10 protein-coding genes are annotated in these 11768 nt (G+C 67.9%); 5 read left to right on the top strand and 5 right to left on the bottom strand.

Going from position 1 to position 11768, the window contains the following annotated elements:
• Positions 1–451: 451 nt before the first annotated feature.
• From AB0J91_RS01645 to AB0J91_RS01630, 4 genes are all read right to left on the bottom strand, one after another.
• On the bottom strand, positions 452–1432 hold the full coding sequence (locus tag AB0J91_RS01645) for a nitroreductase family protein (protein WP_363862986.1): 981 nt from the start codon (positions 1430–1432) through the stop codon (positions 452–454).
• A 339-nt stretch (positions 1433–1771) separates the two neighbouring features.
• A complete protein-coding gene (locus tag AB0J91_RS01640; protein WP_363862983.1) occupies positions 1772–2233 on the bottom strand; it encodes a universal stress protein in 462 nt (153 codons plus the stop codon).
• A gap of 64 nt (positions 2234–2297) precedes the next feature.
• Complete coding sequence (locus AB0J91_RS01635) at positions 2298–4721, bottom strand: glycosyl hydrolase family 65 protein (protein ID WP_363862980.1); 2424 nt, start codon at positions 4719–4721, stop codon at positions 2298–2300.
• Positions 4718–5158 (bottom strand): universal stress protein, encoded by a 441-nt coding sequence (locus AB0J91_RS01630; RefSeq protein ID WP_363862977.1) that lies wholly within the window; start codon positions 5156–5158, stop codon positions 4718–4720. Before AB0J91_RS01630 ends, AB0J91_RS01635 begins: the two co-directional genes overlap by 4 nt.
• Before the next feature lie 275 nt (positions 5159–5433).
• Between AB0J91_RS01630 and AB0J91_RS01625 the strand changes: the two genes are divergently transcribed.
• Both AB0J91_RS01625 and AB0J91_RS01620 read left to right on the top strand, forming a co-directional pair.
• On the top strand, positions 5434–6042 hold the full coding sequence (locus AB0J91_RS01625; RefSeq protein ID WP_363862974.1) for a hypothetical protein: 609 nt from the start codon (positions 5434–5436) through the stop codon (positions 6040–6042).
• Between the two features lie 113 nt (positions 6043–6155).
• Positions 6156–7148: a nitroreductase family protein gene (locus tag AB0J91_RS01620; protein WP_363862971.1), complete on the top strand. Its 993-nt coding sequence runs from the start codon at positions 6156–6158 to the stop codon at positions 7146–7148.
• A 178-nt stretch (positions 7149–7326) separates the two neighbouring features.
• On the opposite strand, the gene AB0J91_RS01615 is transcribed toward AB0J91_RS01620, so the two are convergent.
• Positions 7327–8202, bottom strand: a complete 876-nt coding sequence (locus AB0J91_RS01615) for a universal stress protein (protein WP_363862968.1) — start codon at positions 8200–8202, stop codon at positions 7327–7329.
• A 344-nt stretch (positions 8203–8546) separates the two neighbouring features.
• On the opposite strand from AB0J91_RS01615, the gene AB0J91_RS01610 reads away from it, so the two are divergent.
• From AB0J91_RS01610 to AB0J91_RS01600, 3 genes are all read left to right on the top strand, one after another.
• The gene (locus AB0J91_RS01610) at positions 8547–9581 is read left to right on the top strand and encodes a zinc-binding alcohol dehydrogenase family protein (RefSeq protein ID WP_363862965.1); all 1035 of its coding nucleotides are present in this window, start codon (positions 8547–8549) and stop codon (positions 9579–9581) included.
• A 263-nt stretch (positions 9582–9844) separates the two neighbouring features.
• Positions 9845–10111: a DUF3040 domain-containing protein gene (locus AB0J91_RS01605; protein ID WP_363862962.1), complete on the top strand. Its 267-nt coding sequence runs from the start codon at positions 9845–9847 to the stop codon at positions 10109–10111.
• 441 nt (positions 10112–10552) lie between these two features.
• A complete protein-coding gene (locus tag AB0J91_RS01600; protein ID WP_363862959.1) occupies positions 10553–11704 on the top strand; it encodes a lysylphosphatidylglycerol synthase transmembrane domain-containing protein in 1152 nt (383 codons plus the stop codon).
• Positions 11705–11768 lie beyond the last annotated feature (64 nt).

Genomic DNA, 11768 nt, shown 5'->3' with positions numbered 1-11768 from the left:
TAACACCCCGCCCCCGGGGGGGGCGTGTCCCTTTTAAACAAACCCGCCCCCGCGGGCCCCAAACCCCGCCGGGGGGGGGCCCCCCCCCCCGCCGATCACGCATGGCTGCAGGTCCTCCGCGGCCTCTTGCAAGATGGCATTAGCGTTGCTGTTCCGCTCGGGGACGGTTTTGCGTGACCCGAAGGGCTCCCGTGCGGCTGCGTTCGCATGACCGTCTCCGCCGCGGTCGAGACACACGGGCACCCCAACCTGTCGCTCAAACGCGTGTACAGGGCGGGAGAAGATAGTGACTCACAACTCATTGGGAGAGAGTCGATGAGTGATGGGTTAGAACAGATTCTGGCGCAACGCCTTTCAACCGCTTGTCTTGACCGGACTGAAAGACCGGCGATACTCGTGAGCCGCATCGGTTCGCCGACCGGATGCGTCGGCAGATTCAGGTGGTTGTGTCCTACTCGAGGATCAGATCGTCGATGGCTCGGCGCGGGGCCGGAACGGTGGGGCCGCCGTAGCCGATCCGCAACAATGCCTGGGGATGCAGCGTCCCGCCCAGCAGGTGGCGCAGTTCGTCGCGGGTGTCGGGCACCTCGATGACCTCCGAGATCATCGAGGCGGCCAGGCCGCGGGCGGTCGCCGTCAACCAGACGTTCTGAACGGCCTGCCCGGCTTGTAGTTCGGCATACGGGCTCTCCTGGTGAGTGCACAGCACGACCAGCAACGGGTGGGACTCGTACTCGACTCCTTCTGGGCGCGGTGACACCCCGGCCGAGAAGTCCCGGTGCACCCACTGGTCCTGCGGCCCTGGACGGGGGCCCGCGGCAGAGGTGGGCACTCCTTCCAACGCGTCACCGGACTGGCCGGTCCACGCTGCTAGCTCGGCGCGGAACCGCGAATCGGCCTCCTGCACGCGGTGCGCCCGGTGGACCAAGCCCTCCAGCGTCCCGAGCTCTCCCGGTGTGACGAGGTGCAGCCAGCACTGCTCGGCTTGAGCGGCGTGGAGCATGTCGTTTCGCTCCGTGGTCGGCACCGGTACGTTGCGGAACGGGGCGCGGTGGCTGTGCCGCTGAGGAATCGCGGCGTGCAGGCGTAGCGTCTCCGGTCGAGGAGCGGTGTGGCCGCCGCTGCGGATCTCCGCGAGCGCGGTGGGCCCGGCCAAGTGCGGGAGCAAGGTCACGTTCGGTCGGATTTCGGCGCTTTCCAGCGCGAGCCGCAGGTTGAACAACGCGGCGCCGCAGGCCAGGCGGAGCTCGCGTCCTGCCGGGTCGGCGACCGGCAGGCGGCGTGCCGGGTCGTGGTGCAGTTCGATCATCTGCGGCAGGATTCGGAACCGCCACGGCTGCGTGTTGTGCAGCGACGGAGCCAGCCCCGCTCGCATGATGACCTGCTCGATCTCGGCAGGCGTCAGATCGAGTGCGGTGGAAATCCTGTGCACGGCCACCTCCTGGTCGGGCGCGCAGTCCGATGTTGTGACTGTGGCGGAGCTCGATCTGCACCACCAGGGTCCAACGTCCGTTGCTCGCCGCGGGCCTCGGCACGAGGCTTGGCCCGTGACGACGTTCTGAGCCGTCGCGGTCCACCGGTACAGCCGTCGTCGAGCAACTGATCTCAGGTCACGACGGCCTCGGTCAGCGAAGCCTTCGAGGTTGCCCGCACGCGGGATGCGGTGCAGCGAGAGGTCCTCGGAGGTTCGGGGCGTCCGCAGCTGGTCGTTCGCGTCGGCTGGCCGGCCGCGTGCGAGAAGCCTCGGACCTGCCGGGAGGTTGACGAGGCGCTATCCCGGGAGAGTTGAGTGCGGCGAACTTGTTCGGGGCTCGCGCACCACCACAACGGGGCAGGTGGCGTGGTCGACGCAGTATCGGGCGGTGGAGCCGAGGAGGGTTTGTGCGAACGTGCCCGTGCCCCGGTGGCCGACCACGAGCAGCTCGGCGGTCGCGGCGTGGTCGAGGAGCACCTCGGCAGGATGGCCGCCGGCGGTGCGCAGGTGAATGCGCGGGAGTTCGTCTTCGGGCACTTCGGCTCGGACGATGTCGTGAAGCCAGTTCTCGGTCGCGAGGTCGAGTTGTGCGGCCGTGGGCATTGGCCAGTCATAGAGCTCGGGCACCGTCCAGGCCATCACGGCTGTGACGGTGGCTTCGGTTCGTCTCGCTTGGTCGAGGGCCCAGTGCAGCGCCTGAAGAGAAGCGGGTGAGCCGTCGACTCCGACGACGATCAGGTGTTGGGACGGGGTGTTCATGTCGTGCTCCGCGAGGTCTCACGGCGCTGCACGCGCGCCGTTGGGTGTGAGGAGGCGGGCCGGATCACAGCGGTTCACCAGCGGAGTCCGTTGCGGGGGTGGCGTCCATCGAGAACCGGGCGGTCTCGCCTGGCCTGAGGTGGGCGCGCTGCGGTCCGCAGACGCAGGTGATGGTCGGCGATGGTGGTCCTGGGGCTGTGTGCACGGCGACGGCGCGTCCGGAGACGCGGATGGTCAGAGGCAGGCCGTGGTAGCGAACCGCCAGCTCCAGGGGGCCGACTCCGGTCGGCCATTGGGGGTTGAGATGCAGGCCGTCGGGGCGGATCTCGATTCCGGTGAAGCAGCGTTGCACCAGGTCGAGCGTCCCGGTCATGGCTGCCAGGTGGATGCCTTCGGCCGTTGTGCCGCGCTGGGTGTCGTGCAGGTCGCTGAACAGTGCCTTGTCGAAGAACTCCAGCGCGCGGGGCCGGTCGCCGCGTGCGAGTACCCATGCGTGGACGACGGCGCTGAGCGTTGAGCCGTGGCTGGTGCGTGCCAGGTAGTGCTCGACGTTGGCGGGGATGTCGGCCATGGGGTAGCCGAGTCCGCTGAGGAGCTCCTCGAGTTCTTCGGCGGAGAGCAGGTAGAACAGCATGAGCACGTCGGCCTGCTTGCTGACCTGGTAGCGGTTGGGGTCGTCGCCTTCGGCCTCGAGGATGCGATCGAGGCGTTGGATGTCGCCGTAGCGTCGGCGGTAGGCATCCCAGTCGAGTTCGGCGAGCTGGTGGTATCCCTCGAATTGGCTGAGAACGCCGTGGTCGTGGAAGGGGACGAACATGCGGTGCGCGAGCCGGTCCCACCGGTCGATCTCGTGGTGGCGCAGGTCGATCTGGTCGGTGAGTTCGCGTCGTCGCTGGTCGGGCAGTTCCCGCAGGATCTGGGTCGCCGTCGCGCACAGCCAGGCGGTCATGATGTTGGTGTAGGCGTTGTTGTCGATCCCGGGCTCGTCGTTGCCGGGGTAGGCCGTGTGGTATTCGTCGGGACCGACGACGCCGCGGATCACGTAGCGGTCCCTGCTGCGGTCGTAGGTGGCCAGCGCGGAGAAGAAGCGGGCGATCTCGCAGATCAGCTCTGCGCCCTCGCTGCTGAGGTAGTCCTCGTCCCCGGTGGCGAGGTGGTGGTGGCGCGCGCTGTGAGCGATGGCGAGCCCGACATGCCGTTGCAGGTGGGTGTGGTCGGGCAGCCAGTGGCCCGAGCGCGGGTTGAGGTGCCAGGACTGGCTCTCCTCGCGCCCGTTGCTGCCGCTCTGCCACGGGAACATGGCTCCGGTCAGCCCGGCTTGCCGGGCGGCTCGGCGTGCGCGGGGCAGTCGCCGGTATCGGTAGCGCAGCAGCGCGCGCGACAGGCGTGGTAGCCGCAGGTCGAGCACGGGCAGCACGAACAACTCGTCCCAGAAGACGTGCCCCCGGTATGCCTCGCCGTGCAACCCGCGCGCGGGCAACCCGACGTCGAGATCGTTGATGGTGGGGGAGGCGATCTGCAGCAGGTGGAACCGGTGCACCAGCAGCGTTCGCCGAACTGGTTCGCTCAGCGAGGAAGCGGTGGAGAAATGGCGGTGCAGCCGGGACCACGCCATGGCCTGGGTGCGGCACAGCTCGTCGAATCCGGGTGCGTCACCAGCGCTGTCCGCCGCTTCGGACACGGGTTCGGTGCTCGCCGGGTCGCGCGAGGTGTGCAGCGAGATGATCTTCTCCACCTGGATCTGCGCGTTTGGAGTGGCCTCGAGGACGAACTCGTGGTCCACGCGAGCCCCATCGATCTCAGTGACGGGAGTCTGGTGAGTCTTGCCCTCGGCGAGGAGCCGGTTGCGTTGCGCCACGGCGATGCGCACGTGCGACTGAGAAGTCAGCACGTCCAGCACCGCCAGATCAGGCCTGGCTTCGGTGACGTGGTGGTCGACGAGGTGGTGCGCGGCGAGGTCGCGATAGCGGGCGACGCCTGTGTTCGCGACGGCGCCGTCGAGGCCGCTGCGGATCGTGACGCTTCCCGACCAGTCCTCGGGTTGCAGGGTGGTGTGCAGTCCGGCGAGGTGCGGGTGAGTGAGGTGCACGAGGCGGTGCTGCACCAGGCGGGTGGTGCGCCGGTGCTGATCGCGGAACCGAATTCGACGCACCAGAATCCCGCGCTGGAGGTCCAGTTCCTGCTCGACGTCGAGCAGTTCGACGTGATCCAGTGCGAACCACGGTTCCTGGTCGATGCGGAAGGTCAGTGGCAACCAGTTCGGTGCGTTGACGATCGATTCGTCTTCGAACCGGTGGCCGGCGAGGTCGGTGGTGAGCCGGTTGAAGCATCCGGCGAGGTAGGTGCCGGGGTAGTGCACTCCGTCGGCGGCGGACTCGGGTGCGGCACCCCGGGTGGCGAAGTACCCGTTTCCCAGAGCGCACAACGCTTCCCGGCGCCCCTCGTCGTCGGGATCGAAGCCCTCGAACCTCAGGCGCCACGCGGTCATCGGGAGTCGTCGCGGACCACGACCACCGGGCAGCGTGCGTGGTGCACGACGTGCTGGCTGACCGATCCCAGTAGGGCTTCGGCGAACCCGCCGTGCCCGCGGTTGCCGACCGCGATCAGGTCCGCTCCGGTTTCCTCGGCGAGGTCCAGCAGGGCCCGCGCCGGGTGACCGTTGGCGACGTTCTTGCTCACCGCGAGGTCGGAGTCCGGATCGAGGACTTCGGCGATGATCTCGTCCAGGCCTGCGGCGGTGCGCCGGGCGATGTCGTCGCTGTCGGGGACTTCCCAGTTGTAGATCAGCGGGACGTCCCAGGCCATGAGAATGACGAGAGTCCCGCCGAGTTGTTCGGCGTGCGAAGCCGCCCAGCGCAGCGCTGACTTCGACGCGTGCGAGCCGTCCACGCCGACCACGATCGTGTATTGGTGCTGTTGGTCCATCGCAGCCTCTCGGGTGTGTCGGATGCCCCGGCTCGTGTCGTCGGCGAACAGCGGTTCGATCCTGCTTGTGCCGGTCGCGGGCCGCTACTGGCGCTCCGACTGCGGTCCCACTGTGATGGTGAGGCTTAACCGGTTTCACGGCACGGTCGAAAGTGATCACTTGTCAGCAATTTTCGTGATCACGCGGGTGAGAGGAGCAGAAATGCCCTGTTGTTGATGTCCGATGGTGCTCACCATGGCTGGTGCTCCGGAGTTCGTCATGGGGGAGCAGGTGCATGAAGGAGCGTTATTGGTCTGCGGGCATCAGCTGGCTCGTCCATGCACTGGGGATGCGACGAAACCCGGTGCGACGTCGGGTGGACCGCCTCGTGGCCGTGGCGTTGCTCGGACTGCTCGTCGTGGCGCTGACCGTCGTGCCCCTGCTGGCCCTGTCGTCGGGTAAGGCCGAATACGCTGTGCAACGACGCGAGGCGGCCGTGATGGCGAGCAGTCAGCACGTGGTGGATGCCGTTGTGCTGACAGCCCCTGAGATGGTCGGTTCCTCACCCGGCGGAGGTGCGAGCGTGCGCGCTGATGTCGGGTGGACGGGCGATGACGGTCGCTCGCGCGCTGAGCGCGCCGAGGTGCCCTCCAGCAGCCGCGTTGGCAGTCATGTGCCGGTGTGGGTGGACAGTGCTGACCGCGTGGCACCGACCCCACCGACGGAGGTCACCAGCATCGCGTCAGCGACGGGCACTGCGGTCGGTGTGCTCGCGCTGGGCCTCCTCGGCTGCGCCGGGATCATGAAGACCGTTCGCGCGGTCGCCGACGGTTGGGCTCGGCGTCGCTGGGAATGGGAATGGGCGCGTGTCGAGGCCGATTGGACCGGGCCGGGACGAGGATGACGCTTCCGCCCGACCTGCTGCCGAACAGTGGATGGGGTGTCCGCGCCTTCGACGGGGTAACCCGGGGCCACGGGTCATGTGAGACCTCAAGCGAAAAGGACTGAGCGAGCCATATGGACGACATCGAGCGCGTCGACGACAGACCGTGGTCGCCGGAAGAGGTCGCGACCATCGCCCGCGCTGTCAACCGCGCGCCGTCGGTGCACAACACGCAACCGTGGTCGTTGTCGGTGCACGACCGCGTGGTCGAGTTGCACCAACGAGATGACATCGCACCGTCTCAGTACGACCCGGAGGGCAGGGACCGCTTGATCTCGTGCGGAGCCGCGCTGACCAACCTCGTCCTCGCAATCCGCGAGCTGGGATGGCGAGCCGAACTCGCGTTCGGGGACGACCCGAGGCAGCTTGCTTCAGTGACGGGCAGCACCCGGCTGCCGCCCAGCGAGGCCGAACTCCAGCGGTACGAGGCGATCGCACACCGCGCCAGTCACCGTCGGCCCTTCGACTCACGCCCGGTCTCCGGCCCTGACGAGGAGGCCCTGCTGAGCGCGGCGGAGTGCCTCCCGTCGCTCCGGGCCCGGTGGATCACCGGAAGCGAGGAAGCGCTGCATCTGGCGCGCTTGCTGACCTACGCCGCCCGCGTCCAGCACGCCGACGAGTACTATCAGCGGGAACTGGCGAGCTGGATCGCTGATCCGACCGAATCGAAGCCTGGGGGAGTGCCCGCGAAAGCGCTGGGCACGCAGGGGCTCGGCGCGGTGGGGTTGGTCAGCGGATCGACCCACGTACCGGATGAAGCCTGGCTGGCAGCACGCGTCGAAGCGGAATCGGTGTTGCTGCTGAGCACTCCGGACGATGGGGTCCGTGCTCACCTCGACGCTGGTGCCGCCTTGCAGAACGCGTGGCTGGAGGCCACCCACCGCGCTCTGGGCGCCTCCGTCATGACTCAATGCCTGCAGCTCGATGAAGTCCGAGAAGGACTCGCGCAGCCTGGCCACCAGCCCGATTCGATCCAGGCGCTGATGCGCTTCGGCCACCCGGCCACGATCGTTCCGCGCAGCACCCGGCGTCCGCTCGAAGAGATCTTCAACGACAATCCGCGATGAGGTCTTCACCGCCCAGTGGACCACGACCACCGGACACGGGGGCGTGGTGCAGGAGCTCCGGCGACCGTCGAATCCTCCGCTGCCCGGTGTCGGACGAACCGAGCGTCGCGTGCGGCATCGACACTGGGTCAAACACGCACGAGGCCAGCGGGATTCGTGCGAACAGCGTCGCGGGTCGTCACGCTGTGCGGGGGTGCCCGCGGACGACGAGCACGGGGCACCTGGCGTGGTGCAGAAGCGCCTGGCTGGTCGACCCGAGCAGCATGCCGCGGAACCCACCCCTCCCTCGGGTTCCCACCACGACGAGCTGCGCGCGGTCGCTCCAGTCGAGCAGGACGCTCGGTGGCCGGCCGCCGACCGCGACGCGCTCGACCTCGACGTCGGGATAGTGCGGACCCCAACCCGCGAGGGATTCGGCCAAGATCCGCTTCACATCACCGGGTCGCTCGTGGGCTCGGCCGACGCCGACCTCTCTGATCGAGGGAGCCTCACCGACGTGCACCGCCACCAGGCGCGCCTTTCGCCACGAGGCTTCGTCGAACGCCACGGCAAGCGCGGCCATGCTGATCGCGGTGCCGTCGACACCGACGACCACCGGTCCATCCGGAGTGTTCGGATCACGCACGACAGCCACCGGGCTGGACGCGTGCACGGCGATGGCGGCGGCCGTGGAGCCCAGCAGCATCCCGCTGAAACCGCCACTCCCCGAAGCACCCAGGGCGATCATGTGCGCGGTTTTCGACATCCGCAGCAGCAGCGAGATCGGCGGCTCCCGCACGTACTCGGTGTGCACGGGTACTTCGGGGTCGACCGTGCTCGCGCGATCCAGTCCGTCGCGCAGATGCGCACGAGCCAGCTGATCGATCTCCTCGAACACTGCGGGCAGGTACGGTAGCTCTGGCCCATAGAAATTGCGGAGGTAAGGCTCGGTCGAGGACACCAGCCGCAATGAAAGTCCGTGCGAGGACGCTTCCGCTGCGGACCAGGCCACAGCGCTGAGTGCCTGCTCAGACCCGTCGATGCCGACGACGATCGTGTCGGTCAGATCAGTCATCCGCCTTACCCCCGGTTGTGCCAAGAATCCGACCGGCGACGCCCCCGGGGCGGGCGCAGCCGTACAGCCCCGACGACGCCAAGACGTCATCAACGCGCTCTCGACCCGGGTCGAAACCTGGAACGGAGCTTCTCCTCGATTCCCCGCGCGCGGCACGGGGCAAACTCGAATAGATCCGACGATGGTTCTGCTGGGCGGTTGGTTGACTCCAATGGCGCCCAGGGTGCTGTCCGTTCTGGGGGCGTCACTGCCAGTCGGGTGATCGAAACGCGCTCAAGCGCCGCCGTACAAGTAAGGTCGCTCGGCCCTACAGCTGGTGCCGGTGACTCGGTTCGACTGGTGTCGTGGCAAGGAGCGAGGAGCCGCGTGCTTGGACCGTCGGTGAGCCCGGACCGCTGACGAGCGGACCGCTATCGCTGCGCGCCCGACCACGGCCAAGCCCAGGAGCGGACGAACTCCTGGTGCGGGTGCTCGTGAGCGGAGTGTGCCGGACGGACCTGCACATCGTCGAAGGAGACCTTCCCGTGCGCAAGGCCGGGGTGGTTCCGGGCCACGAGGTGATCGGTGAAGTGGTCGGGAAGGGCCCTGACGCGTCGGGGTTCGAGGAGGGCGATCGTGTTGGAATCGCGTGGCTGCGCAGCACCTGCGGAAGCTGCCCGTACTGCCGCAGCGGTCGGGAGAACCTCTGTCCGACTTCGCGCTACACCGGCTGGGACGCGGACGGAGGTTACGCCGAGTGGACCACGGTTCCCTCGGAATACGCCTATCACCTGCCGACCGGCTACTCCGACGAGGAACTCGCACCACTGCTGTGCGCCGGCCTCATCGGTTACCGGGCGTGGAAACGTGCCCGGGTGCCCCAAGGCGGTCGGCTCGGCATCTACGGCTTCGGCGCCAGCGCACATCTGACCGCCCAGGTCGCCCTGGCACACGGAGCGACGGTGCACGTGCTCACGCGTTCGGAAGCGGCACGGGCCCTCGCCTTGGACCTGGGGGCCGCCTCGGCCGGAGGCGCGGCGGACAGCCCACCTGAGCCGCTCGACTCGGCGGTGCTGTTCGCCCCGGTCGGAGATCTCGTGCCGGTCGCGCTGGAGGCGTTGGACCGCGGTGGCACGTTGGCGATCGCCGGGATCCACCTCAGCGACGTGCCCGTGTTGGACTACCAGCGACACTTGTTCTTCGAACGCACCCTGTGCAGCGTCACGGCGAACACCAGGCTCGACGGTCAAGACTTCTTCCGCTTCGCTGCCAGCAACCGCATCCGCGTCACGACGACGCCCTACCGGTTCGAGGAAGCTGATCGCGCGCTCTCGGACCTGGAAGCTGATCGCGTGCGCGGCGCGGCCGTACTCCGCGTCGACTCGCGCACCGCTTCTTGAAAAAGTCCGCTCGACGCGACTGCGCGGTGAGCAAGGGGCTTCGCGTGACGAAAGGCCCTGGATGGATCCCGCCTGCTCACCGAGTCTGAGCTCGAGCAGCTTCTTGGAGAAGTGTGATGTTCGTGCTCTGTGATTGGCGCAGGTGCCGAGGCCGAGGCTGAAGCCCTCGCCGCGTCGGCTGGATCGCCTCACGGGTGTCGGAGTGGGAGGTCGTCGGACCGAAGTGGCGACGGCAGGAGTACTGATTTCGTGCGGGAGGGTTGATGACTCAACCTCATGAGCGACGTCTTCTCGATCAGATCGAGCGGGAGCTGCGCGCAGCGGATCCGGGGTTCGCGGAGAGGATGACCCGCGCGCGGCCGCTCACGAGGGTTCGGGCGTGGATGAGTTTTCACAGGGCTCTCGGCGTGGTCGCGGCCTTCCTCGCGCTGCTGTGCCTGGTGCTCGGTGAAGGAGCCGGCTTCACCGTCTCCGGTCTCCTTGCCGGCGCACTGCTGGTCAGCACCGGGTGGAAGCTCCGTACCGAATGACGGGGGAGCAGCTCATGCTCGTGACGGAGGCATGGACGGTCGACATTCACCTCGAGGAGGACCACGACCCCACCTGCGCCCTGGCGAGCTTGCACGGCCGTGACAGCGAACTTAGTGCCGACGGCCTGCCACCTGTTCAGGGAGGCGGCGTCTGACGTCGAACAGCTCATGGGTGAAGGCCCGTGCGATCAACACAGCTGCCTCGACCGCAGCCGGGTGAGCGTGCGTGCTTTCCACTGCGTTCGTGCGGTGATCGCGCGCCCACGTCGCTGCGATCGGCATCGGGGCCCGAACCATCGGCGGAGGCTTGCCCGCGCGGGAGACCTCGGTCGACGAGTTCGTGTCGTTAGACCCTCCTGCAACCACACGCGGCGCTCCATCGTGAACGAGGATGCTCAAGAGCGGACGAGGAGTGGGATGCGCGGTAGAACTCGCGCGGTCGTGCAGTGGACGGTCGCGGTGGCGGGGTCGGGTGTGTTGGCGTGGCAACTGCCCGCCCTGGTGGGCGAAGGGGGGCGCCTCGCCGCGGAACTGGCCGATCTTCGCTGGGGATGGATCGGGTTGGCCGTCCTGCTGGGCATCGGAGCGCTGTTGCTCTACGGGGAGTTGCACCGGCGTCTTCTGGCTGCCGGCGGTGCGCGCTTGTCGGTGCGGTCCGTCCAGGCCATCAACTTCGCGGAGAACGCGCTGTCGACCACCCTGCCCGCTGTTGGCAACGCCGCCGGGTTCGTCTACGCCACTTACCAGCTGCGGAGGCGGCACGTGGAAGTGGCTCTGGCCGCTTGGTCGCTGATGTTGGCGGGAACGGTCTCCACCATCGTGGTGATCTTGCTCGCCGTCCTCGGCGCAGGTATTACGGGGCGAGTACCGGTGCTCGTCGCGGTCCTGGTGGTCTTGGGCCTGCTCTTGGGGACCTGGGCGTGCTGGCGTGCTGTGAACAGCACCTCCGTGCTGCGTCGCTGCCTCAGATGGCTCGTCCGGCTTGGGCGGCACCTGCCGGTCTTCCTCGTGGGCTCCCGCACGTCGGCGGTGGACCCCGACGTGGTGTCGCAGCGCGTGTCGGACCGGATCGGGCTGCTTCGACCGAGCGGCGGCGGATGGGTTCTCATCATCGGATGCGCGGTCTTGAGCTGGTCCATGGATTTCCTGAGCCTGTACGCGAGCCTCGCGGCGGTCGGCCATCCGGCGCCGTGGTCGGCCTTGGCGCTGGGTTTCGTCGTGGTGCAGATCAGCATCGCGTTGCAGCTGTTCCCGGGTGGTGCTGGGATCGCCGAAGCCGGATTGCTCGGGGTGTTGATCGCATCCGGTGTACCGGTCGCCCCCGCCGTGGCGGGAACGTTGGTCTACAGGCTGATCAACTGGCTCGGTCTGGCGGCTATCGGTTGGGTCGTCTACGCCGTCCAGATTCACCTGACGTCACCGCCCCAGCAGCAGCTGCGCGCACGAGGATCCCCGGTTAAAGCCGTCGGCCGCTGGGGACGAGGTGACCGGCGCGATCAGCCCTCAACCTGGGAAGAGGCGCACGAGCGCGCCGGCTCGGCCTTCGAAATGCGTGCGAGTCACCGCAGTTCGGAAGCAGGCGACGATGGCTGATGGTCCTCATCAACAAGTCCGCTGTGGTCACGTCTCCCCAGTGGATCGAAAGGCGTTCTATGAT

Source organism: Saccharopolyspora sp. NPDC049357, assembly GCF_040677225.1.
Taxonomy (GTDB): Bacteria; Actinomycetota; Actinomycetes; order Mycobacteriales; family Pseudonocardiaceae; genus Saccharopolyspora.
Note: the sequence above shows the minus strand (reverse complement) of the source record. Positions and strands in the feature narration are given on the sequence as shown.